Raw genomic sequence first — 21,749 nt, 5'->3', positions numbered from 1 at the left:
CTCAACCGGACCACTCCCATGAGCCAACTCCCTGAAATCATCCGCACCATGGACCGCGTGAGCGGCGACGTTGTTGCCCAAGCCGCCACCTACCAAGCCGCCATCCTGGCCGACGTGGCAGGCCGCCGCGGCACCATGCATGGACGCGTGGCACCTGTGCACCAGAGCATGAAGGTGGCGGGCCCCGCCTTCACCGTGGAGGTGCGCCCCGGCGACAACCTCATGATCCACGCCGCCATCGCCCTGGCCCAGCCAGGTGATGTGCTGGTGATCGACGGCAAGGGCGACCAGACGGCGGCGCTGATGGGCACGCTGATGCTCAGTGCCTGCAAGAAGCGTGGTTTGGCGGGCGTGATCGTGGACGCCGCCATCCGCGACAAGCTGGAGATTCTGGAGCTGGACTTCCCCGTGTTCAGCGCGGGCTTCAACCCCGCAGGCCCTACCAAATTTGTGCCCGGCCGCATCAACCATCCCATCAGCGCCGGTGGTGCCACCGTGAACCCCGGTGATCTGGTGGTGGGCGACGCCGATGGCGTGGTCGTCATCGAGCGCGAGAAAGCCCCCGCCATGCTGGCCCTGGCCGACAAGAAGGTGGCCGATGAAGCCGCCCGCATCGAAGCCATTGCCCGGGGCGATACCGCCTCGAAGTGGCTGCCCGCCGCCCTACGCGCCGCGGGCGTGCTGAAAGAAGGAGAAACCCTGTGAGTCAACCTACCATCATCGTGACTGGCGCAGACCTGGCGCAACAAGCCCTCGACCTGCTGACGGACTATGCAATCGTCTACGCAGGCAAGGCGCCCACGGAAGAAGACCTGGTGGCCTTGTGCCGCACGCACAACCCCGTAGCCATGATCGTGCGCTACGGCAAGGTGGGCGCGGCCGTGATGGACGCAGCCCCCGCGCTCAAGGTCATCTCCAAGCACGGTAGCGGCACCGACACCATCGACAAGGTCGCCGCCAAAGCCCGTGGCATTGAAGTGGTGGCCGCCGTGGGCGCCAACGCCGCCGCCGTGGCCGAGCAGGCACTGGCGCTGCTGATGGCCTGTGCCAAATCGGTGGTGCAACTCGATGCGCGCATGCACGCCGGTCACTGGGACAAGGCCACCCACAAGAGCCTGGAACTGGGTGGCCGCACCGTGGGCCTGGTGGGCCTGGGCGCCATTGGCCTGCGTTTTGCCAAGATGGCCGACGCCCTGGGCATGCGCGTGATCGGCTTCGATCCGTTTGCCAAGAACCTGCCCGCGTACGTGCAGGCGGTGAACCTGGACACAATCTGGCGCGAATCGGATGCGATTTCGCTGCACTGCCCGCTGACCGACGACAACCGGGGCATGCTCAACGCCACCACGCTGGCGCAATGCAAGCGCGGCGTGATTGTGGTGAACACCGCACGCGGCGGTCTGATCGAAGAGGCCGCGTTGCTGGCCGCCGTGCGCTCGGGCCAGGTCATGGCGGCAGGGCTCGACAGCTTTGCGGTGGAGCCGATGACGGCAGGCCACCCCTTCCAGGGCGAGAAGAACTTCGTCCTCAGCCCCCACATCGGCGGTGTGACGAGCGACGCCTACGTGAACATGGGCGTGGGTGCCGCGAAGAACCTGCTGGCCGTGCTGGCCCGCAGCGCCGTGGCTGCCTGATCGCAGATTCCATCCACAACAACAAAGGTGCCCGTGCCGCGCACGCTGGAGTGATGCGCGACACCGGCACCCCCTGGAGACAAGCAACATGCCCCAACGTTTCATGAAGAATGGGCCGGTAGCGCTAGTGAATAAAGCGCTGGCAGCTATGGTTTTGGTAGTAACCGCCACTGCAGGCACGCTGGGCGCAGCGCCTGCACAGGCCCAAGGCACCTGGCCGGACAAGCCCCTCAAGCTGGTGGTGCCGTACCCGGCCGGCGGCAATGCCGACAACACCGCACGCCTGCTGGCCACGCAACTGGGCCAGCGCCTGGGCCAGCAGGTGGTGGTGGACAACCGCCCTGGCGGCAGCGGCACGATTGGTGCCACGGCCGTGGCCAAGGCGCCGGCCGATGGCTACACGCTGCTGCTCGATGCCACAGCCTTCACCGTCAACCCCAGCCTGTTCCCCAAGCTGCCGTTCGATGCGACCAAAGACTTTGCGCCCATCTCGCTGGTGCTGCAGGTGCCACTGCTCATGGTGGTGCCCGCCAACTCGCCTTTCCAGTCGGTGGCGGATGTCGCCAAGGTCGCCAAGGCGCGGCCGGGCCACCTCACCTACGCATCGGCCGGCAACGGCGGCGCGCAGCACCTGGCGGGCGAGCTGTTCAAGCAGGGGCAGAAAGTGGCCATCACCCACATCCCTTACCGTGGCGGGGCGCCTGCGCTCACCGACCTGATCGGCGGGCAGGTGGATGTGATGTTCAGCGCCACCACGGCCAGCGGCCCATTCGTCAAAAGCGGAAAGCTGCGTGCGCTGGCCATCACATCGCCCCGCCGCGCCGAGGGTTGGGAGTCCGTGCCCACCGTGGCCGAGTCTGGCGTGCCCGGCTTTCAGGTCAGCGAGTGGAACGGCTTGTTCGCCCCCGCAGGCACACCGCGCCCGGTACTGGAGCGGCTGGAGGCCGAAACCCGTGCCATCGTGGCCAGCCCCGAAATGAAGAAGCGCTTTGCCGAACTGGGCGTGCAGGGCGTAGGCTCCAGCGCGCAGGAGTTCAGCGCCTTCCTGAAAACTGAAACCACCAAGTGGGCCGAGGTGATTCGCACTGCCGGCATCCGCATGGATTGAAGGGGCCTTCACCATGTTGAAGAAAAAAATGCCTATGGCGCTCATCCCTCATGCGCTGGCAGCTATTGTTTTAGTAGCGTCTGGCGCCGCCCACGCTCAAACCGGCGCCGCGGCCTACCCGACCAAGCCCGTGAAGCTGGTGGTGGGCTTTGCCGCAGGCGGCCCCACCGATGTGGTGGCGCGTACATTTGCCGACCACGCCAGCCGCGCGCTGGGCCAGCCGTTCATCATCGACAACAAGCCGGGCGCGGGCACCATCATCGCCGCGCAGGCCGTGGTCAGTGCACCGGCCGATGGCTACACGCTGCTGTTCGGTGCCACCAACCACACCATGATTCCGGCGCTGTACAAGGGCCGCGTCAAGTTCGATGCGGTGAAGTCCTTCCGCCCCCTGTGCACGGTGGCCGGCAGCCCCACAGTGCTGGTTGTGGCCCCCAGCCTGCCGGTGAAGACCCTGGCCGACTACCAAGCCAAGGCCCGCGCCGAGCCCGGCCGCGTGACCGCAGGCACGGCCGGGGTGGGCAGCTCGGGCCACTTTGCCACCGAGATCTTCGCCCGCGCCCAGGGCCTGCAGCTCAACCACGTGCCCTACAAGGGCGCGGCGCCCGCGGTGACCGACCTGATGGGCGGCCAGCTCGACAGCTCGTTTGCCACCCTGGGCTCGGTGCTGCCACAGATCAAGAGCGGCAAGCTGCGCGCGCTGGCCGTGGGCGCGCCCCAGCGCTCGGCCCTGGTGCCCGAGGTGCCAACGTTTGCCGAGGCGGGCGGTGGCAACTATGCCGCCGACGTGTGGTACGGCGTGCTGGCCCCTGCGGGCTTGCCCGAGCCCATCGCCCAGGCGCTGGAGCGCACGGCCGCCGACTTTGCCAAGAGCGAATCGGCCGCTGACAAGCTGCGCGGCCTGGGGATGGATGCCGAATCGGTGTGTGGCAATACCTTTGCGACCCGTGTGGCCCGCGAGGTGACCACCTATAGCCAGATTGCCAAGGCGCTTGATCTCAAAGCTGATTGAGCCGCCCTGTTGTAGAACCTAGAACTGATTGGAGACACCCATGTTTCGCTTCCTCAAACCCCTGATCGCCGCCTGCGCCCTGGCCGCTGGCGTGGCCCACGCCGCCTTCCCCGAGCGGCCCATCACCATCGTCGTGCCCTATGCCCCCGGCGGCGCGGCCGATGCCGTGGCCCGTGTGGTCGCCACCCGCCTGGGCGCCAAGCTGGGCGCCAGCGTGATCGTGGACAACAAGGCCGGTGCCAGCGGCACCATTGGCGCCAGCTTCGTGGCCAAGGCTCCGGCAGATGGCTACACCATGCTGTACGACGCCACGCCGTACTCCATCAACCCGCACCTGTTCCCCAAGATGCCGTATGCCGCCAACGCACTGCAGCCGCTGTCGCTGGTGCTGCTGGCGCCCAACGTGCTCATCGTGAAGGCCGATGCCCCCTACAAAAACGTGGGCGAGCTGATCGCCAAGGCCAAGGCGCAGCCGGGCAAGATCAACTTTGCTTCGGGCGGCAGCGGCACGGTGCAGCGCCTGGCGGCGGAGCTGATGGCCCAGAAGCTGGGCCTCGATATGGTGCACGTGCCCTACAAGAGCGGCGGCCCCGCCATCACCGATGTGATGGCCGGCCAGGTGGACTTCATGTTCGGCACGGTGGCCGCCACCTACCCGCATGTGGCGGGCGGCAAGCTGCGCGCGCTGGCCGTGTCGGCGCCCGAGCGTTCCAAGCGCCTGCCTGATGTGCCTACGGTGGCCGAGGCGGCCATCCCCGGTTATGAGGCTTATGAGTGGAACGGCGTGTTTCTGCCTGCGGGCGTGCCTGCCGACGTGGCCACCAAACTGCAGCAGGCCCTTCAAGAGGTGCTGAAGGAAGACGAAGTGAAGCAGCGCTTGGCCGACCTGGGCGCCCAGCCCATCTGCTCCACGCCCGCAGACTTTGCCGCCTTCCTGAAGAAGGAAGACGCGAAGTGGGGCGAGGTGGTGAAGAAGGGCAATATCAAGCTGGATTGACCGATGCCTTTGCCAGCGCTGACCACCCCCGTGCCCCACTCCGTGGGCCTGAACCGCCCGCAGCGCGAGTTGCCGCCCGGCGCGTGCGACAGCCACATGCACATCTTTGACCCGCGCTTTGCGCCGTCAGCCCACTGGCCGCGCACGCCACCGGTGGCGCCCGTGGCGGTGTACCGGCAACTGCAGGCGCGCCTGGGCACCACGCGCACGGTGGTGGTCACGCCCTCCACCTACGGTACCGACAACGCCTGCACGCTGGATGCGCTGGACCAACTGGGCATGGATTCCCGAGGCGTGGCTGTGGTGGGCGAGGACGTGAGCGCCGACGAGCTGAGCCACCTGGCCGCACGCCGTGTGCGCGGGCTGCGGGTCAATTTCGTCTCGCCCCAATCGTGGGGCAACACCACGCCTGCCATGCTGGCCACCCTGGCCCGCAAGGTGGCCGAGCACCCGGCCTGCGCGGGCTGGCATATCCAGATCTTTGCGCAGCCTGAGCAACTCATCGCGCTCGCGCCCCAGTTGCATGCGCTGCCTGTGCCCCTGGTCATCGACCACCTGGGCCGCATCGATCCCGCCGAAGGCCCGGCCGCAGAGACCTACGGCGTGGTGCGCGGCCTGCTCGATGGTGGCAACACCTGGGTCAAGCTCTCGGGCGCCTACATGCGCTCAGCCGTGCATGGCCCCAGCTACGCCGACACCCTGCCGCTGGGCCAGGCCCTGGTGCAGGCCGCGCCCGAGCGCCTGGTGTGGGGCAGCGACTGGCCGCACACCACCGAGACGCCTGGCACCGTAAACGACGCCGATCTGGTGGACCTGCTGCAGGCCTGGGCTGGCAGCGACGCGGCCATGGACCGCATCCTGGTCGACAACCCGGCGCGGCTGTATGGTTTCGATGCCGCCGCCCTCGCCTGAATGAATTGGAAAGACCCGCCATGTTTTTGCTGCAAGCCCCTGAGGTCCGAGACCTCGACGTCTTCACCACCATGCCCGAGCCCTTTCGCCGCCGCCAGCGCAGCGACTGGGCTGACGCCAACCGGGGCGGCACCATCACCGATTCGTTCCTGGAGGGCCCGGTGTTCGACGACGCAGGCAGCCTCTACGTCAGCGACATCCCCTGGGGCCGGGTCTTTCGCATCAACCCGCAGGGCGACTGGGCGCTGGTGGCCGAGTACGACGGTGAGCCCAACGGTCTCAAGTTCTTGAAGCCCGGCACGCTGCTCATCACCGATTACAAGAACGGCCTGATGCAGCTGGACGTGGCCACCGGCGCCGTCACCCCGTACCTGCAGCGCCGCAACAGCGAGCGCTTCAAGGGCGTGAATGACCTGATCTTTGACGCCGAAGGCAACCTCTACTTCACCGACCAGGGCCAAAGCGGCCTGCACGACCCGAGCGGCCGCCTGTACCGCCTGCGGCCCAACGGCCAGCTCGATTTGCTGCTGCACAACGTGCCCAGCCCCAACGGCGTGGCCCTGTCGCCCGACGGCCGCGTGCTGTACCTGGCCGTGACGCGCGGCAACTGCGTGTGGCGCGTGCCGCTGCTGCCCGATGGCAGCGTGGCCAAGGTGGGGCAGTTCTTCACCTCGTATGGCCCCAGCGGCCCCGACGGCCTGGCGGTGGACGCCGAAGGCCACCTGCTGGTGGCCAACCCCGGTCTGGGTTATGTGTGGGTGCTGAACCACCGGGCCGAGCCCGTGCAGGTGCTGCGCGGTGCGCCGGGCAGCTCGACCACCAACCTGGCCTTTGGCGGCGAGGGTCGGCGCACGGTGTACGTGACCGATTCGACCCACGGCCGTGTGCTGCGCGCCGAAATGCCTGCGGCGGGCTTGCCACTGCACCGGGCATAAAAAAACCGCCAGCGCTTTACAGCACCTGGCGGCTCTTTCAGACCCCGGTTCAGACCGATGTCAGTCCGGGCTTACTTGCCTGCTTTTTCAGCCTTGCGCTTGGCGGCCTTGGGGTCCACCACGGCCTTGAACTTGGCACCGGCCACGAACTTGGGCACGGTGGTTGCAGGGATCTTCAGGGCTGCGCCGGTGGAGGGGTTCTTGCCAGTGCGTGCAGCGCGCTTGGCGGACTTGAAGGTGCCAAAGCCCACGAGTTGGACGGCATCGCCCTTCTTGACGGCAGTCTGGACGGTGTCGATCAGGGTTTCCAACACAGCGTTGGCGGCTGCTTTGGACAGGTCATTCTTGGAAGCCAGGATTTCAACGAGTTCTGCGCGGTTCATAGATGCTCTAGGTTAAAAAAGTTGAAGATGCCCGGTTTATAGCGCAATCGCCGCTGCTTGCGTTGCTTGCGCTCAGTACCGCAGCGGATTTTCTGGCAAAAAAGAGGGGCATTGCCCCCGTCAGCGGGACTTCAGGCGCCCCACCCAGAAGTCTCCGGCAAATTGGACCAGGCTCACCAGCACGATGAGCACCGCGATCACGGCGACCATCACGGTGGTGTCAAAGCGCTGGTAGCCGTAGCGGATGGCCAGGTCGCCCAGCCCACCGGCGCCCACGGCGCCTGCCATGGCCGATGCCCCAATCATGGACACGAGGGTGATGGTGAAGCCCCCGATGATGCCGGGCAGGGCCTCGGGCAACAGCACATGGCGCACGATGTGCCAGCGCCTGCAGCCCATGGCCTGTGCGGCTTCGATGAGGCCCTTGTCCACCTCGCGCAGGCTGACTTCGGCAATGCGCGCAAAGAAGGGCGTGGCGCTGATGGACAGCGGCACCACCGCCGCCCACAGGCCAATGGTGGAGCCCGTGATGAGCCGTGTGAGCGGGATCAGCGCCACCAGCAACACAATGAACGGGGTGGCGCGGAACGCGTTGATGATGGCCCCGGCAATGCGATTGAAGCGGGGCCAGGGCAGGATGCCACCGGGGGTGGTCAGCACCAGCAGCACCGCCAGCGGTGTGCCTGCCAGCAGCGCAATGCCGCCGGAGACGCCGACCATGGTGATGGTGTCCAGCAGCGCCAGCCACAGGCGCTCGAGCATGATGTCAGACATAGCCCAGCTCCTTCGCGTGGTGGGCCAGGTGGCCCAGAACCAGGGTTTCCGCCGGGACGTTGCTGCGCGTGGCGATGATGAGGCGGCCATGGGCATGGCCCTGGATGCGGTCAATGCCGCCATGCAGCAGCTGCGCCTTGTGGCCCAGCGTGTCGGCAATGCGGCCCAGGTCGGGCTCGATGCCGCCCTCGCCGGTGAAGGTGAGCTGCAGCACGCGCAGCGCCTCGCCCGTGGCGGGGGGCGCAGGCTGAATGCTGTGCAGCAAATCGTGCGGAAGGCCCTGCTCCACGGTGCGCAGCAGGGCGCGGGTGGCATCGTGCTCGGGTTGCCCAAACACCTTCCACACGGGGCCTTGTTCGGCAATGCGCCCTTGCTCCAGCACCACCACCTGGTCACAGATTTCGCGGATCACGCTCATCTCGTGGGTGATGAGCACGATGGTCAGGCCGAGCTTGCGGTTGATGTCGCGCAGCAGCGCCAGGATGGCGTGGGTGGTCTCGGGGTCCAGCGCCGAGGTGGCCTCGTCACACAGCAGGATGTCGGGGTGGTGCACCAGGGCGCGGGCAATGCCCACGCGCTGCTTTTGTCCGCCCGACAGGCGTGCCGGGTACACGTTCTGCTTGCCGTCCAGTCCCACCAGGTGGAGCAGTTCGTTCACCCGCTCGCGCACCTGCGCGGGCCGCACACCGGCCACCCGCAAGGGCAGGGCCACGTTGTCAAACACCGTTTTGGCCGACAGCAGGTTGAAGTGCTGGAAGATCATGCCTACGCGCCGGCGCAGGGCCACCAGCCCGTCTTCGTCCAGCGTGGCAATGTCTTGCCCTGCCACGTACACATGCCCGGTGCTGGGGTTTTCCAGCCGGTTGATGGTGCGCAGCAGGCTGGATTTGCCCGCCCCGCTGCGCCCGATGATGCCGAAGATGCTGCCTGCAGGCACCGACAGGTCAATGCCCTGCAGTGCGTCGACGGCCCCCGTGCTGGCGGCGTAGACCTTGCCGACCTTGTCAAAACGGACGGCATCGTGGCGGGGCGAGCCGATGGTGTCTGCCCCGCTGGCGGGGGAGGCCGTGGCCACCGTGTGGGGCGTGGGGAGGTGGGTGGTGCTGGGGGGCTTTGCGTGAGGGCTTTGCTCGCGAAAGTACGCAATACCGGGCAGCAAGATGCGGTTCAGTGACATGGGGGGCTCCTGGTCAGGGCTGTGGGGCGGTGCGCGTGGGGCGTGCTGCCGTCGGTGGCTGTCAGCCTTTGGGTTGCCAGGCCAGCGTGTAGAGCTTGGCGTCGTTGGCGTTGGACTTGAACAGCTGTTCGCGCACAGCGGGCGACTCTTGGTAGAGCTGGATGAAGCGCAGCACCCGGGCGTCTGCCACTTTGTCCTGGCGTGTCACGAAGCGAATGGCGTAGTAGTTGTCCGAGATGCCGGAATACAGCAGCGCCGAGCTGGCAATGTCGCGCTTGCCTGCGGCCACAAAGTGGCTGGGGTAGCCCTGGGCCAGGTCCAGGTCGTCGATGGCGCGCACCAGCTGGGGGCCTTCCACTTCCAGCAGCTTGAGCTTCTTGGGGTTGGCCACCACGTCGTTGACGGTGGCGCGGGTGCCCACGCCGTCTTTGAGCTTGATGAGACCGGCCTTCTCCAGCAGCAGCAAGCCCCGGCCCTGGTTCACGGGGTCGCTGGCCACGCCCACTTTGGCGCCTTCCTTCAGGTCCTCAAAGCGTTTGATGCGGTAGGAGTACAGGCCGATGTTGGACAGCACGCCCACGCCCGCCACGCCAAATTTGTAGCCGCGTTCTTTGATGGCGTTGTCCAGAAAAGCCTGGTGCTGAAAGTAGTTGACGTCGATGTCCCCGGAGGCCAGGGCTTCGTTGGGGGTGGTCCAGTCGGTGAACTCGACCAGCTTCACGTCCAGCCCTTGCTTCTTGGCTTCCTGGATGGCGACTTGCACCGAGTCGGCCAGTGCGCCGGGGGTGACGCCGACCTTGAGCGTCTGTGCGGTGGAGGCCAGGCTCCAGGTGGCCAGCAGGGTGCCGGTGAGTGCGCTTGCGATGGCCAGGGCGATGCGTCGGGTGGTGGTGTGCATGGGTGGGTTCCTTGGGGTGGGTTGCTGCAGGGGTGGCCGTGCCTTACTTGCTGAGCCAGGCCAGCGTGTAGAGCTTGGTGTCGCCGCCAAACGATGTGTGGGTCTGGTCGCGCACGGCTTGTGCTGACTGGAAGATCTGCACAAACTTGCGCACCCGTGGGTCGTTGACGTTGTCTTTGCGTGTGACGAAGCGGATGGCGTAGTAGCTGTCCGAGGCCCCGGTGTAAAGCAAGGCCTTGCTGGCCACCTCGGGCTTGCCAGCGGAGACAAAGTGTGCGGGGATGCCCTGGGCCAGGTCCACGTCGTCAATGGCGCGCACGAGTTGGGGGCCTTCCACTTCAATGAACTTGAGCTTTTTGGGGTTGCTCACGATGTCGTTCACCGTGGCCCGGGCGCCCAGTCCTTCCTTGAGCTGGATGAGCCCGGCTTTCTCCAGCAGGCCCAGGCCCCGGGCCTGGTTGACGGGGTCGTTGGCCACGCTCACGCGGGCGCCTTCCTTGAGTTCGCTGAAGTTCTTGATCTTGTAGGAGTACAGGCCAATGTTGGGCAGCACGCCCACGCCGGCCACATCAAATGGGTAGCCGCGCTGACGGATGGCGTTGTCCAGAAACGCTTGGTGCTGGAAGTAGTTGATGTCCAGATCGCCAGAGGCCAGGGCCTCGTTGGGTGTGGTCCAGTCGGTGAACTCGATCACCTTCACGTCCAGCCCTTGCTTGCGGGCCTCGGCCGCTGCGGCGTGCAGGGCGTCGGCATGCACGCCGGTGGATGCGCCTACTTTCAAGGTCTGTGCCTGTGCGCCCAGGGCGATGGCCAGGGTGGCGAACAGGGTGCTCAGGATGCGTGCGGGGTAGGTCATGCGGGGCTCTCTTCCGTGGTCGGTGTGGTGGTGGGTGTGGCGCTGTGTGCCGTGGCCGGTGGATGGGCCGCCGCAGGGGCGGCATGCCGCCAGCGGGCGGCGGGGTGTTGGTCGGGCAGGCGATCGCCTTTGCCAAACAGCTTGTGGCGCAGGCTGCCCTGCGTGTAGCTGCTTTTGTGCAGGCCCCGGTTCTGCAGCTCGGGGACGACGATGTCGATGAAGTCCTCAAAGCTCTCGGGCACCACGGTGCGTGTCAGGTTGAAGCCGTCCACGCCGGTGTCGTCCACCCACGATTGCAAGGCATCGGCCACTTGGTCGCCGGTGCCGACGATGGCGGGGTAGCGGCCTCCCAGGGCGTATTGCTCCAGCATGCCGCGCCGCGTCCACCCCTGGCGCTTGGCCAGAGCCACGGCCGATTGGATGGAGTTGGTCTGGCCGTAGGCAATGGGCTCGTCCAGCCCGTAGCGTGCAAAGTCGATACCGGTGCCTGCGGCAAAGTGGGCCAGGCCAGCCTCGGGGTTGGCGTAGCGGCGGTACTCGGCGTCTTTGTCGCGGGCCTCGGCCTCAGTGTGGCCGGGCACCACGCTCACGCCCAGCACGATCTTCAGGTCCTCTGGCGCACGGCCTGCGTCCGCAGCGGCTTGCCGCAGGGCGACCACGCTCTCGCGCACGAGGGCTTTGTTGTTGCCCGAGATGAAGACGGCCTCGGCATGGCGGGCGGCAAAGGCCTTGCCCCGGTCGGACGTGCCTGCCTGGTAGATCACGGGCGTGCGCTGCAGTGAGGGGGCCGTCAGGTTGACGCCCTCCACCTGGTAGTGGCGCCCGTGATGCGCGATCTTGCGCACGGCGGCGGGGTCGGTGTAAATGCGCGCGCCCTTGTCGGCTTTGACTGCATCGTCGCGCCAGCTGCCTTCGAGCAACTGGTAGAACACATCGAGGAACTCCTCGGCCTGGTCGTAGCGGTCGTCGTGGCCGATTTGCTGGGGCAGGCCAATGGCGCGGGCCGCGCTGTCGAGGTAGCCGGTGACCACGTTCCAACCAATGCGGCCCGTGGTGAGGTGGTCCAGCGTGCCAAAGCGGCGGGCCAGCAGGTAGGGGTGTTCGGTGGTCGGGTTGACGGTGACGCCAAAGCCCAGGTGCTGGGTGACGGCCGCCATGGCAGAGACCAGCACCACCGGGTCGTTCACCGGCAGTTGGATCGACTCGCGCAAGGTGAGGTCGATGCCCGCTTGGTACACGTCGTACACGCCCACGATGTCGGCGATGAACAGGCCGTCGAACAGCCCGCGCTCAAGGGTGCGGGCCAGGTCGGTCCAGTAGGGCAGGGTGTTGTACTCGGTGGATCGGTCACGCGGGTGCGTCCACAGGCCATGGTTGATGTGCCCCACGCAGTTCATGTTGAACGCGTTCAGGACGATGGGCTTGCGTTGGCGGGTGGTGGGTGTGGGGCTCATGGTGGGGCTCAGGCGGCGGTGGCCAGTGCGGCTTGCGCTGTGGTGGCGAAGGAGGGGTTGCGGGGCGTGGCGGAAGGCGCTGCGTGGACGGGCGGGTGGGGCCCGTCTGTGGCTGCGGTCAGGCTGCGGGCCAGGCCTGAGAGCACGGCATCGGCCTGGGGTGGGTTGAAGCGGTGGCACTGCACGTCGCGCAACATGCGCTCCAGCGGGTGCTGGCGCGACAGGGCCTGGCCGCCAACGATCTCCACCGCCAGTTGCACCACTTGCGTGGCGCAGCGGCCCACGGCCACTTTGGCCACGGCCACGGCGTCGCCCAGGTGTTCTTGCAGGTGCGGGTTGCGCTCCCAGTGCTCGGCTACGCCGTAGAGCTGGCTGCGGGCGCTGGTGAGCAAGAAGGCGATCTCGCCCAGCTTGGCCTGCACGGCCGGGGCGTCGATCACGGCCTGGCCGCCCAGGCTGGCGGCGCGGTAGTTGCGGGCAAATGCCAGGGCTTCATCGCGGGCGGCTTCGGCAATGCCCAGGTACAAGGCGGGCAGCTGCAGGCCCCAGGCCCGGCTGCCGATGGAGAAGCTGCTGGGGCGATCAGGCCCCGGGCCGTAGCGGTGCACCAGTGCGCTGTCGGGCACCCAGACGTTGCGCAGCTCGATGTCGTGGCTTTCGGTGGCGCGCATGCCTGCCGTGTCCCAGGTGTCGATGATGTGCACCCCCTCGCCGCGGGGGACCAGAAACTCGCCGTAGGACGCTTCGCCCTCAATGCGGGCGTACACCACCATCTGCGCCAAGGCCGGGGCCGATGAGCAATAGGCCTTGCGCCCCTGCAGCACCCAGCCTTGGGCGCTGCGCCGGGCCACGGTGCCGGGGGCTGCACCGCGCATGAGGTTGCCGTGGTCGCGTTCGGTCACCAGGATGTTGATCAGGTGGCCTTTGTGCACCACGTCGTGCGCCAGGCGGGCGAAGGCCTCGGCGGGCCACGAGGCGGTGTGCGAGAGGCAGCCCAGCGCCATGAGGTGCCAGCCCAGGCACAGCGCGGTGGCGGGCGCCGCACGCCCCAGCTGGTTTTGCCAAAGCAGCGTGCGGTACAGCGAAAGGCCTTCGCCACCCAAGGCCGTGGGCAAGGTCAGCGCCAGGGCGCCGTCGGCGCGCAGCAGGGCGAGGTGGTCGTGCGCGAAGCGGCCATCACGGTCGTGCTGCGCCACGCTGGGCGCCATCTGGCGGGCCAGTACGTCGGCGCGCTCAATGATGGCCTGGTCCAGGGCATCGCGCACGCGGGTGTCCAAGGTGCTCATGGTGTGTTGCGGTGAGTGGCGGCCAACGGGGCTGTCAAAACAGGCCCGAGGTGGGAGGCTGGGTGCCGGTCAAAAGCCAGTTGCCCACGGCTGCAGCCTTCCATTGGCGGGGGTTGTGGTTGGCCACGGTGCGCGCGTTGCGCCAGTGCCGGTCCAGGTTGTGGGTGCGCAGCGTGGCGGTGGCGCCAGCCACGTCAAACACCAGCTCTGCGGCCTTCAGGGCCGCCTGCACGGCAAAGTGCTGGGTCTGGGCAACCTCGATGGATGCGGTGGTCAGAGCCTCTTGCGTCAGCCCCGCTTGCCAGGCGGCGTCGATGGCCAGGGCGGCGCGCAACACGGCACCTTCGGCGGCATAGGCTTGCGCTGCAATCTGGCCCACGGTCTCCTGCACGTAGGGGTCGTCCACCGAGCGGGTGGCCGTGCTGTGCTTGATGGGGCGGGCGTGCTCGCGGGTGAATGCGATGGCGTCGTTGAGCGCATTGCGGGCGATGCCGGCCTCCACCGCAGCCAGCACCAGCTGGTAGTACGGGGGCAGGGGCGAGCGCCGGTCGCGCGGCATGGAGGGGCGAATCTCTTGCGGTTGCACTTCGACCTGCGTGAACACCGTGGTGCCGCTGGCCGTGAGGTGCTGGCCGATGGCATCAAAGTCGTCCACCAGGTCCAGGCCAGGGCGTGCGCGTGGTACGACGAAGCCGGTCTCCTGGCCGTTGTCGTCCAGAGCGAAGGAGCTGACCCAGTCGGCATACAGCGCGCCGGTGCTGTAGAACTTGGTGCCGGTGATGTGCCGTTGGCCAGTGCGTGGGTCTTGCGTGATGCGTGCGGTGATTTGCCCATTGGGGCCGCCACGCTCCCACCCTGCGTTGCCAAAGATTTCGCCGTCCAGCAGGCGGGGCAGCCAGTGCTGCAGCTGCGCGGCATCGCCTGCCGCCAGCAGGCTTTCAACGAAGCCAAAGCCGGGGCGCAGGGCTTGCGCGATGTTGGAGTCGGCGGCGGCAATGTCCAGCAGCAGCTCGAACAGGTCGCGCACCGTGCCCCCAGGCCCCCCGTGTTGGCGGGGGATGCGCAGGGCGAACAGGCCTGCCTCGGCCAGCGTGCGTATCCAAGCGTAGGGCAGTTGCCTGCTCCGTTCGCGGTGGGACGCGCCCGCCGCGATTTCGGGCAGCAGCACTTTGATGCGTGCCCGCAGTTCGGCGGCATCGCCGGGCACTTGCACCACGCCGGTGCGGTGCGGGACAAAGCCGGGTTCTGGCGTGGCGGGGGCGGCGCGAAGGGCCGTGGGGGTGGGCGATGCGCGGTCTGCGGTGGGGCTGGTGTGGCTCATGGCGGGCTGAGGGATCAAAAGTGTCGGTCGATGATCCAGCGACCTGGCCTGCGCGCCAATGAATCATTCCGTCTATCCATATGTGGAGCCCGACGCTGGGGCCGCCTGCCCTGTCAATCCCTGGTCGCAGCGTTGGTCCCAGTAGGACATTCTGGGAAGAGTTTTAGATGAAAAGTGGCTCTAGCGCTTGATTGATAAGCGCTAAAAGCTATAAAAATAATAGCAATTGATGCTTGGGAAGGCGTTGGTTGCGTGCAGGCCTCTGACGGCGGGTGAGCCGCCAAAGGGGCGCGGCAGAGTCGGCGGCGTGGCGCGAACCAGGCGTGCCGGCTGTTTACAAAATCCAGCAGTTTTTCTGGGGTTGCGTTGCTGTAATCGGGGGGGCTCCCAACCCCCGCATGGGGGAACACCAACAAGGCGCATGCCGTGGGGCCTGATGGGCTGGCGCTGTATTCAAAAACACCGAGAGAGAGGGATTTCCCATGATGTATTCCGTATTTCGCAGGCACCGCTGGGCGGTGGCTGCGCAGGCTTTGGCCCTGCTGGCCGCTGGGTGCGGCGGAGGCGATGGCACGCAGTCGGGCGTGGCCGATGCGAACCAGGCCGCAGAGGCGGTGACAGCGCAGGCCAAAGCGGCAACGGCCGAGGTGGAGCTGGTGGCGGTGCAAGCCACGGCCAGCTCGGCGGAGCGGGGCGACTTGTCAGCGGCGGCGGCAATCGACAAGAACCCGGCGACCCGTTGGGGCAGCAGCTTTTCAGACAACCAGTTTTTGGTGCTGGACTTCGGCAAAACGGTGGCCATTGACCGCGTGAAGATCCAGTGGGAGGCCGCCTACGCCAGCAGCTACCTGCTGCAGGTGTCTAACGACCAGGTCACCTGGACCACGGTGAAGGCCGTGACGTCGGGGCAGGGCGGTGTAGAGGATTGGAGCGGCCTGGCCGCCAGCGGGCGCTACCTGCGCATGCAGGGTGTCAAGCGCTCGGGGGGGTACGGATATTCGATTTATGAAATCAGCGTTTTCTCAGGCGGGCAGGTGGCGCCAGTGCCCACTCCGGTGCCAACCACTCCCATCGACCCCACGCTGCCGCCCGATGTGTTGACGCGCCCTGGGGCCGCGCTCCGGCCTGTGGCGGTCACAGCGTCGTCGTCAGAGAACGGTGGCACGGCGGCAGCCATGGCGGTGGATGGCAACGCCAGCACGCGCTGGGCCAGCAAGTTTGAAGACAACTCGTGGATCCAGTTTGACTTTGGCCAAGTGGTCTATCTGGGCGCGATGAAGCTGGTGTGGGAGAACGCCTATGCCAAGGAGTACGCCATCGAGACCTCGGACGACGGCGCATCTTGGGCGCCGCTGCGCTATGTGGGCAAGGGCACGGGCGGCACCGAGGAATTTTTGAACCTGGGGGCCAAAACCCGCTTTGTCCGCATTCGTGGGGTGGCGCGCGCGACGCAGTACGGCTATTCGCTGTTTGAGGTGGAGTTCAAGGCGCCGGGCAGCGACAACACCATTGCCCCCGTGGCCCCTGTGGCGCTGGCCTTCCCAGCCAACGGCGCGGGCCTGGTGCCGCTGCCCAAGGCGCAGGAGCCGCTGGAGACCCTCCAGTTCAAGCTGGCCGATGGCACGCTGGTGACGCGCTTTGGCGCGCGCGCGATGGGGCGCCATGGCCGTGAGCGCGGTGAGGAGTGGAACGAGGTGGGCTATGGCCCCAATGAAACGGTGGACGCGGCCACCGGTGCGCCGCGCGACAAGGGGCCGGGTGCTTATCTGCCCTTTGTGCCGCAGTATTTCAAGAACCGCACCTGGGGCCTGGAGATTCTGGACAACAGCCGGGTGCCGGGCGTGACCAAGCCGACCTTGCAGGTCAACCAGTTCAACACGGTGGATTTTCTGGTGGGCGGCATTGCGTTCTTCCGGGGCTTTGACCGGGTGGGGGTCACGGGCTACGGGTGGATGAACCCCGGCGAGGTGGTGGGCAACCCCAGCATCTGCCCTCCCATGCCTTACCCGGCCAACGGCAAGCTGGGCAATCCGATTTGCTCCTTGCTGATCAAAAATTACCCGGGCCACAGTGCGTTGGATGCCGATGGCTTCCCCAATGGCAAGAACGTGCCCGCCCGTTCGCTTGTGGTGGGTGATGTGATTGAAGTGGCGCCTTCCATGTTCTCTACGCGGGAGGCCATGGCCGCACGGGGGGACGATGGCGGCATCCGTTACTACTCGGGCGAGTGGGTCTATGTGGTGGGCACGGGGCTGGTGCCCTGGTATGGCGTGCAGCCTCGGCTGAACTCGGTTCCGTTGCCTGCAGACACCCTCACGGGGGGGCTCGGGTCTGTGTCGTACAACTATTCGGACAATGGCGACCAGATGTTCCAGCAGCCCCAGAACCACACGGGCATGCAGAACATGCAGCGGTTTGTGGAGGGGCGGCGCATCATCCACACGAACTTCACCACCGGTGACCACAACGAGCCAGGCAATGACCGCTATGCCGCGGCGGTGGGGTTGCAGGGCACACGTTTCAATCAATCGGCCTGCGTCGCTTGCCACGTCAACAATGGCCGCAGCCCGGCGCCCCTGGCTGCCAATCAGCGTCTGGATCAGATGGCCATTCGCACAGCTTCGCTGGGCGCCAATGGGCAGCAGTTGACGCACCCGGTGTATGGCGCCGCCATCCAGATGAACGCGGTAGCGGCCGGTGGCAGCAAGCGCGATTGGGGCAACGGTGTGAGGGTGTCAGGCTTTCAAAAGCGCACGGTGCGCCTGGCCGATGGGCTGGTGGTGGAGTTGTCCAAGCCGACGCTGGCATTCGATGGGCCGGTGCCTGAGGTTTATTCCTTGCGTGCTGCGCAACCGATGCTGGGCGGTGGGCTGCTGGAAGCGATCGCAGAGGCCGATGTGCTGGCGCGGGTGCGCAGCGTGCCGGACGAGGACGGCGTGAAGGGGGTTGCCAACTACGTGCTGGACCCCGAGACGGGCGAGACCCGCTTGGGCCGTTTTGGCTGGAAGGCATCGAAGGCGAGCCTGCGCCACCAGGCCGCAGCAGCGCTGGTGCTGGACATGTCCGTCACCTCTCCGGTGTACCCGCAGCGCGCTTGCGTGGGTGGGGCTGCCACCTGCAAATCTGGGGCAGCGGAGCGCGGTATCTCTGAAGCGGATCTGCAATCCATCTCCAACTACCTGGCCCTGGTGGCCGTACCCGCCCAGCGCAGTTTGCCCAGCGGCTTCCCCAAAGGCGTGGCGCCGCTGGACGAGCACCGGGTGGATTCTGCCCAGGTGACTTTGGGCTCCAAAATCTTCCAGTCAGTGCGCTGCACCGCATGCCATGCGGCTGAGATGAAAACGGGCACGGGCCATCTGATGGCGGAACTGAGAGGGCAGACCATTCGCCCCTACACCGACCTGCTGTTGCACGACATGGGGGCAGACCTGGCCGACCGGTACGCAGAAGGGCAAGCACAGGGCGCCATGTGGCGCACCGCGCCGCTGTGGGGCATTGGCTACTCCGACAAAGTGATGGGCAACGGCGGCAAGGCGGGTTATTTGCACGACGGCCGTGCCCGTACTTTGACGGAGGCGATCCTTTGGCATGGTGGCGAGGCCGAGCGTGCGCGGCAGCGCTTCGAAAAGCTGGGCACCGCCGACAGAGACGCGCTGCTGGCGTTTCTGAGGTCGCTGTGAGAACGGGCATCCCCAGGGTGCCACCACCGTAGAGTCCGCTGCGCTAACAGCAAAGCCCTGCCCCTCGATGTGAGGGGCAGGGCTTTTTTGTTGAGAGGCTGAGTGGGAGGCGCCTATTTGGCGGGCTTTTCCGCGTCGGACTTGGTCGTTGGATTCAGCGTCTCAGGCAGCGTGGCGCGCTGCTGTGCTTCTGGTGCACTGGGAAGGTACAGCGGCCCGCGCTGTCCACAGCTCACAAAGGCTGCCGCACTGACTGCAAGGACAATGACCCTGACTAGAATTTGGGTTGCTTTCAACATGTGCGAATTGTAATGACCGATCTTGAATTCATGGATATCGCCGAGAAGCTCCTGGGCGCAGTCGAGCGCAGTTGTGACTCGATTAACGAAACCTCAGATGCGGACATCGACAACCAGCGGTCGGGCGGGATGATTACCATCACCTTCCCTAACCGCAGCCAGATCGTCATCAACCTGCAAAAGCCGCTGCACGAGGTCTGGATGGCTGCCAAGTCGGGGGGCTATCACTACCGCCACGATGGCAGTGTTTGGCAAGACACCAAGGGCGGTGGTGAGTTCTTCGCATGCCTGAGCCGCGATGCCTCTGCGCAAGCAGGAATGCGCCTGGCGTTTCAGCAGGATTAGTCGCTTTCCAAGCAAAAGGCCCCACGTGAACGCGGGGCCTTGCCTTGGGTGGGGCTGTTGTGAGCAGCGGATTGACAGGGCCGGGAAGAGTGTTCCCAGGCCCTTTTTCTCAATTGCGGAACAAATCGAGAATGCGTTTGCGCTCTTCGGTCACAGGAGGCTGCGCGGCGGATGCAGCGGCGGGGCCCGCAGTGGGCGCTGCAGAGGGGTTGCGGTCTTCCAGCCCGACGCTTGGAACGCCGCTGCGGGCATATTCTTCGTAGAACCATTCACCGCCCATGTTCACCAACCCAGTGGGCACCTTGGGCTCTGAAACAGGGACTCCCTTGAGTGCGCGCTCCATGAAGCTGATCCACACCGGCAGGCTCAGCCCACCGCCTGTTTCACGGCTGCCCAGATTGCGTGGGGTGTCGTAGCCAATCCATGTCACCGCCGCCATGGTCGGCTGATAGCCCGCAAACCATGCGTCCACCGAATCATTGGTCGTCCCGGTCTTGCCAGCCAAGTCAGGCCGCTTGAGCGTGGCTTGCGCCCGGGCAGCGGTCCCAGAGCGGGTCACCTCTTGCAGCAGGCTGTTCATGACGAAAGCATTTCGGGCATCAATGGCACGGTTTTGCTCTTCCAGCACGGGTGTGGTGGTCTCGGACAGGACACGGCCCTTGTGATCGGTCACCTTGGTGATGAGCCAGGGGTTGATGCGGTAGCCGCCATTGGCAAAGACCGAGTAGGCCGACGCCATTTGCAACGGAGTGACCGAGCCCGCTCCCAGCGCCATGGTCAGGTAGGCGGGGTGTTTCTCTGGGTCAAAGCCGAAGCGCGAAACCCATTCCTGCGCCGTCTTGGGGCCGACGGCCTGCAAGATCCGAATCGATATCATGTTTTTGGAGCGTGCCAAGCCCGTGCGCATGGTCATGGGCCCGTCGTACTTACCGTCGTAGTTTTTCGGTTCCCAGGGCTGTCCGCCCGTCACGCCCGCATCGAAGAACAGCGGTGCGTCGTTGATCACTGTGGCAGGCGTGAAGCCTTTTTCCAGAGATGCTGAATAGATGAAAGGCTTGAAGCTGGAGCCAGGCTGGCGCCAGGCCTGCGAGACGTGGTTGAACTTGTTCTTGTCGAAGTCGAAGCCGCCGACCAAGGCCTTGATGGCCCCGGAGCGTGGATCGACCGCCACGAACGCGCCTTCTACTTCAGGCAGTTGGGTGATTTCCCAGGTGTTTTTGGGGGTCTTCACAATCCGGATGATTGCGCCCCGGCGAATCTTGATGTTGGGGGGCGCTTTGTCGCTCAAGCCGGATTGAACGGGCTTGAGTCCATCGCCTGTGATTTCAATGGCATCGCCATTGCCTCGGGCCACCACCACTTTTTTGGCGGAGGCTTCCAGCACCACGGCCGCCAGCACGTCACCGTTGTCCACGTGGTTGGTCAGCGCATCGTCGATGGCTTCCTCAACCTCCTGGCCAGTGCCCGCAGGAAGCGAGACAAACTTTTCGGGGCCCCGGTATTGCTGCCTGCGTTCATAGTCCATGATGCCGCGGCGCAGGGCCGTGTAGGCCGCTTCCTGATCGCCTGCGTTCAGTGTGGTGTAGACGTTCAAGCCGCGCGTGTAGGCTTCGTTACCGTATTGGGTGAAGATCAACTGGCGTGCCATCTCGGCTACGTATTCCGCGTGCACGCGGGTGTTGCTCAGACCGGAGCGGATCTTGAGCTCTTCCTTCTTGGCATCCACCGCCTCTTGCTCGGTGATGAACCCGTTTTCTTCCATGCGCTCAATGATGTACAGCTGCCGTGACCGAGCCCGCTTGGGGTTGCTGATGGGGTTGTAGGCCGATGGCGCTTTGGGCAGGCCCGCGAGCATGGCGGCTTCCGCAATCGAAATGGATTTCAGCGGTTTGCCAAAATAGGCTTCAGCTGCAGCAGAAAAACCATAGGCACGGTTACCCAAATAAATCTGATTCATGTAAATCTCAAGAATCTGATCTTTGGAGAGCATGTGCTCTAGTTTGAATGTGAGTAATATTTCGTAAATTTTGCGAGTAAATGTCTTTTCTGAAGAAAGGTAAACATTTCGGGCCACTTGCATGGTAATGGTGGATGCGCCCTGGCTTTTTACCCTGCCCATGTTGGCCAGACCCGCGCGCACCATGCCCTTGTAATCGACGCCGCCATGCTGAAAGAAGCGGGTGTCTTCAATGGCTAGCACCGCGTCTTTCATCACCTGCGGAATTTCCTGGATCGGCGTGAGATTGCGACGCTCCTCACCGTACTCGCCCAGCAAGGCTCCCTCGGAGGAGAACACCCTAAGAGGAAGCTTGGGGCGGTAGTCCGCCAAGTCAGATACATCGGGAAGGTTGGGGTAGGCAACGGCCAGCGCTATGGCGATGGTCAAAGCCAAGCCAAAGGCTGCAGCGGCGGCAAGGCCTGCGCACCAAAGCAGAGTTTTCAGAATGACACTCAACCATCGGCTGCCTGCGCTTCTTTTGGACGTTTTTTGCTGAGGGGTCTGGTCGGGAGAGGGGGGCGTCATATCGCTCCGAATGGCTGTTCGCAGCATTATAAAAATGCTGACACAAATTTACGGTCTGGAACTTGTCTTTGGGGGCTCGGCCGTATCCATTGTTCTGGATTGGCGAGATTGCGGATGCTACGGGCGCTGAAAAAATCGTCTGGTTTTGGCAACG

19 protein-coding genes are annotated in these 21,749 nt (G+C 65.5%); 9 read left to right on the top strand and 10 right to left on the bottom strand.

Annotated features, from left to right (window positions below; all coding sequences use genetic code 11):
- Nucleotides 1-18 precede the first annotated feature (18 nt).
- The 7 genes from CLU86_RS13940 to CLU86_RS13910 all read left to right on the top strand — a co-directional run bounded on the left by CLU86_RS13940 (nucleotide 19) and on the right by CLU86_RS13910 (nucleotide 6,598).
- Nucleotides 19-705 (top strand): methyltransferase, encoded by a 687-nt coding sequence (locus CLU86_RS13940; RefSeq protein ID WP_099742023.1) that lies wholly within the window; start codon nucleotides 19-21, stop codon nucleotides 703-705.
- Nucleotides 702-1,634, top strand: coding sequence for an NAD(P)-dependent oxidoreductase (locus CLU86_RS13935; RefSeq protein WP_099742022.1), 933 nt, complete (start codon nucleotides 702-704; stop codon nucleotides 1,632-1,634). The genes CLU86_RS13940 and CLU86_RS13935 overlap by 4 nt, the downstream gene beginning before the upstream one ends.
- Nucleotides 1,635-1,782: 148 nt before the next feature.
- Nucleotides 1,783-2,742 (top strand): tripartite tricarboxylate transporter substrate binding protein, encoded by a 960-nt coding sequence (locus tag CLU86_RS13930; protein ID WP_099742021.1) that lies wholly within the window; start codon nucleotides 1,783-1,785, stop codon nucleotides 2,740-2,742.
- A gap of 13 nt (nucleotides 2,743-2,755) precedes the next feature.
- The gene (locus tag CLU86_RS13925; RefSeq protein ID WP_099742020.1) at nucleotides 2,756-3,754 is read left to right on the top strand and encodes a tripartite tricarboxylate transporter substrate binding protein; all 999 of its coding nucleotides are present in this window, start codon (nucleotides 2,756-2,758) and stop codon (nucleotides 3,752-3,754) included.
- A gap of 40 nt (nucleotides 3,755-3,794) precedes the next feature.
- Nucleotides 3,795-4,751 (top strand): tripartite tricarboxylate transporter substrate binding protein, encoded by a 957-nt coding sequence (locus CLU86_RS13920; protein ID WP_099742019.1) that lies wholly within the window; start codon nucleotides 3,795-3,797, stop codon nucleotides 4,749-4,751.
- 3 nt (nucleotides 4,752-4,754) lie between these two features.
- Nucleotides 4,755-5,663 (top strand): amidohydrolase, encoded by a 909-nt coding sequence (locus CLU86_RS13915; RefSeq protein WP_099742018.1) that lies wholly within the window; start codon nucleotides 4,755-4,757, stop codon nucleotides 5,661-5,663.
- A gap of 20 nt (nucleotides 5,664-5,683) precedes the next feature.
- The gene (locus CLU86_RS13910; protein WP_099742017.1) at nucleotides 5,684-6,598 is read left to right on the top strand and encodes an SMP-30/gluconolactonase/LRE family protein; all 915 of its coding nucleotides are present in this window, start codon (nucleotides 5,684-5,686) and stop codon (nucleotides 6,596-6,598) included.
- A gap of 71 nt (nucleotides 6,599-6,669) precedes the next feature.
- Here CLU86_RS13910 and CLU86_RS13905 read toward each other — a convergent pair whose 3' ends face one another.
- From CLU86_RS13905 to CLU86_RS13870, 8 genes are all read right to left on the bottom strand, one after another.
- The gene (locus tag CLU86_RS13905; protein ID WP_099656608.1) at nucleotides 6,670-6,981 is read right to left on the bottom strand and encodes an HU family DNA-binding protein; all 312 of its coding nucleotides are present in this window, start codon (nucleotides 6,979-6,981) and stop codon (nucleotides 6,670-6,672) included.
- A gap of 120 nt (nucleotides 6,982-7,101) precedes the next feature.
- Nucleotides 7,102-7,755, bottom strand: coding sequence for a methionine ABC transporter permease (locus tag CLU86_RS13900; protein ID WP_099742016.1), 654 nt, complete (start codon nucleotides 7,753-7,755; stop codon nucleotides 7,102-7,104).
- Nucleotides 7,748-8,932, bottom strand: coding sequence for a methionine ABC transporter ATP-binding protein (locus CLU86_RS13895; protein WP_099742015.1), 1,185 nt, complete (start codon nucleotides 8,930-8,932; stop codon nucleotides 7,748-7,750). The genes CLU86_RS13900 and CLU86_RS13895 overlap by 8 nt, the downstream gene beginning before the upstream one ends.
- Before the next feature lie 61 nt (nucleotides 8,933-8,993).
- Nucleotides 8,994-9,830 (bottom strand): MetQ/NlpA family ABC transporter substrate-binding protein, encoded by an 837-nt coding sequence (locus CLU86_RS13890; RefSeq protein ID WP_099656605.1) that lies wholly within the window; start codon nucleotides 9,828-9,830, stop codon nucleotides 8,994-8,996.
- Between the two features lie 43 nt (nucleotides 9,831-9,873).
- Nucleotides 9,874-10,686, bottom strand: coding sequence for a MetQ/NlpA family ABC transporter substrate-binding protein (locus CLU86_RS13885; protein ID WP_099742014.1), 813 nt, complete (start codon nucleotides 10,684-10,686; stop codon nucleotides 9,874-9,876).
- Entirely contained in the window at nucleotides 10,683-12,140 is a 1,458-nt protein-coding gene (locus tag CLU86_RS13880) for an LLM class flavin-dependent oxidoreductase (RefSeq protein WP_099742013.1), read from the bottom strand. Before CLU86_RS13880 ends, CLU86_RS13885 begins: the two co-directional genes overlap by 4 nt.
- Nucleotides 12,141-12,148: 8 nt before the next feature.
- Nucleotides 12,149-13,426 (bottom strand): acyl-CoA dehydrogenase family protein, encoded by a 1,278-nt coding sequence (locus tag CLU86_RS13875; protein ID WP_099742012.1) that lies wholly within the window; start codon nucleotides 13,424-13,426, stop codon nucleotides 12,149-12,151.
- 34 nt (nucleotides 13,427-13,460) lie between these two features.
- Nucleotides 13,461-14,747, bottom strand: a complete 1,287-nt coding sequence (locus tag CLU86_RS13870; protein ID WP_099742011.1) for an acyl-CoA dehydrogenase family protein — start codon at nucleotides 14,745-14,747, stop codon at nucleotides 13,461-13,463.
- Between the two features lie 482 nt (nucleotides 14,748-15,229).
- Between CLU86_RS13870 and CLU86_RS13865 the strand changes: the two genes are divergently transcribed.
- Nucleotides 15,230-18,427 (top strand): di-heme oxidoredictase family protein, encoded by a 3,198-nt coding sequence (locus CLU86_RS13865; RefSeq protein ID WP_233195004.1) that lies wholly within the window; start codon nucleotides 15,230-15,232, stop codon nucleotides 18,425-18,427.
- 113 nt (nucleotides 18,428-18,540) lie between these two features.
- Here the strand turns inward: CLU86_RS13865 and CLU86_RS13860 are convergent, their stop codons facing one another.
- Nucleotides 18,541-18,726 (bottom strand): lipoprotein, encoded by a 186-nt coding sequence (locus CLU86_RS13860; protein ID WP_099742010.1) that lies wholly within the window; start codon nucleotides 18,724-18,726, stop codon nucleotides 18,541-18,543.
- Nucleotides 18,727-18,738: 12 nt separating this feature from the next.
- Here CLU86_RS13860 and cyaY point away from each other — a divergent pair, with 12 nt between their 5' ends.
- Nucleotides 18,739-19,071 carry an iron donor protein CyaY gene (gene cyaY / locus CLU86_RS13855; protein WP_099656600.1) on the top strand — a complete coding sequence of 111 codons (333 nt, stop codon included), beginning with the start codon at nucleotides 18,739-18,741 and terminating at the stop codon, nucleotides 19,069-19,071.
- A gap of 109 nt (nucleotides 19,072-19,180) precedes the next feature.
- On the opposite strand, the gene CLU86_RS13850 is transcribed toward cyaY, so the two are convergent.
- Complete coding sequence (locus CLU86_RS13850; protein ID WP_099742009.1) at nucleotides 19,181-21,595, bottom strand: penicillin-binding protein 1A; 2,415 nt, start codon at nucleotides 21,593-21,595, stop codon at nucleotides 19,181-19,183.
- Nucleotides 21,596-21,749 lie beyond the last annotated feature (154 nt).

Source organism: Acidovorax sp. 62, assembly GCF_002754495.1.
Lineage (GTDB): Bacteria > Pseudomonadota > Gammaproteobacteria > Burkholderiales > Burkholderiaceae_C > Acidovorax.
Note: the sequence above shows the minus strand (reverse complement) of the source record. Positions and strands in the feature narration are given on the sequence as shown.

Bases quoted from the DNA above. Each gene is read 5' to 3' on its own strand.
- CLU86_RS13940 (WP_099742023.1), top strand. From the start codon at position 19: ATGAGCCAACTCCCTGAAATCATCCGCACCATGGACCGCGTGAGCGGC.
- CLU86_RS13930 (WP_099742021.1), top strand. From the start codon at position 1,783: ATGGTTTTGGTAGTAACCGCCACTGCAGGCACGCTGGGCGCAGCGCCT.
- CLU86_RS13925 (WP_099742020.1), top strand. From the start codon at position 2,756: ATGTTGAAGAAAAAAATGCCTATGGCGCTCATCCCTCATGCGCTGGCA.
- CLU86_RS13920 (WP_099742019.1), top strand. From the start codon at position 3,795: ATGTTTCGCTTCCTCAAACCCCTGATCGCCGCCTGCGCCCTGGCCGCT.
- CLU86_RS13915 (WP_099742018.1), top strand. From the start codon at position 4,755: ATGCCTTTGCCAGCGCTGACCACCCCCGTGCCCCACTCCGTGGGCCTG.
- CLU86_RS13910 (WP_099742017.1), top strand. From the start codon at position 5,684: ATGTTTTTGCTGCAAGCCCCTGAGGTCCGAGACCTCGACGTCTTCACC.
- CLU86_RS13905 (WP_099656608.1), bottom strand. From the start codon at position 6,981: ATGAACCGCGCAGAACTCGTTGAAATCCTGGCTTCCAAGAATGACCTG.
- CLU86_RS13900 (WP_099742016.1), bottom strand. From the start codon at position 7,755: ATGTCTGACATCATGCTCGAGCGCCTGTGGCTGGCGCTGCTGGACACC.
- CLU86_RS13895 (WP_099742015.1), bottom strand. From the start codon at position 8,932: ATGTCACTGAACCGCATCTTGCTGCCCGGTATTGCGTACTTTCGCGAG.
- CLU86_RS13890 (WP_099656605.1), bottom strand. From the start codon at position 9,830: ATGCACACCACCACCCGACGCATCGCCCTGGCCATCGCAAGCGCACTC.
- CLU86_RS13885 (WP_099742014.1), bottom strand. From the start codon at position 10,686: ATGACCTACCCCGCACGCATCCTGAGCACCCTGTTCGCCACCCTGGCC.
- CLU86_RS13880 (WP_099742013.1), bottom strand. From the start codon at position 12,140: ATGAGCCCCACACCCACCACCCGCCAACGCAAGCCCATCGTCCTGAAC.
- CLU86_RS13875 (WP_099742012.1), bottom strand. From the start codon at position 13,426: ATGAGCACCTTGGACACCCGCGTGCGCGATGCCCTGGACCAGGCCATC.
- CLU86_RS13870 (WP_099742011.1), bottom strand. From the start codon at position 14,747: ATGAGCCACACCAGCCCCACCGCAGACCGCGCATCGCCCACCCCCACG.
- CLU86_RS13865 (WP_233195004.1), top strand. From the start codon at position 15,230: ATGATGTATTCCGTATTTCGCAGGCACCGCTGGGCGGTGGCTGCGCAG.
- CLU86_RS13860 (WP_099742010.1), bottom strand. From the start codon at position 18,726: ATGTTGAAAGCAACCCAAATTCTAGTCAGGGTCATTGTCCTTGCAGTC.
- cyaY (WP_099656600.1), top strand. From the start codon at position 18,739: ATGACCGATCTTGAATTCATGGATATCGCCGAGAAGCTCCTGGGCGCA.
- CLU86_RS13850 (WP_099742009.1), bottom strand. From the start codon at position 21,595: ATGACGCCCCCCTCTCCCGACCAGACCCCTCAGCAAAAAACGTCCAAA.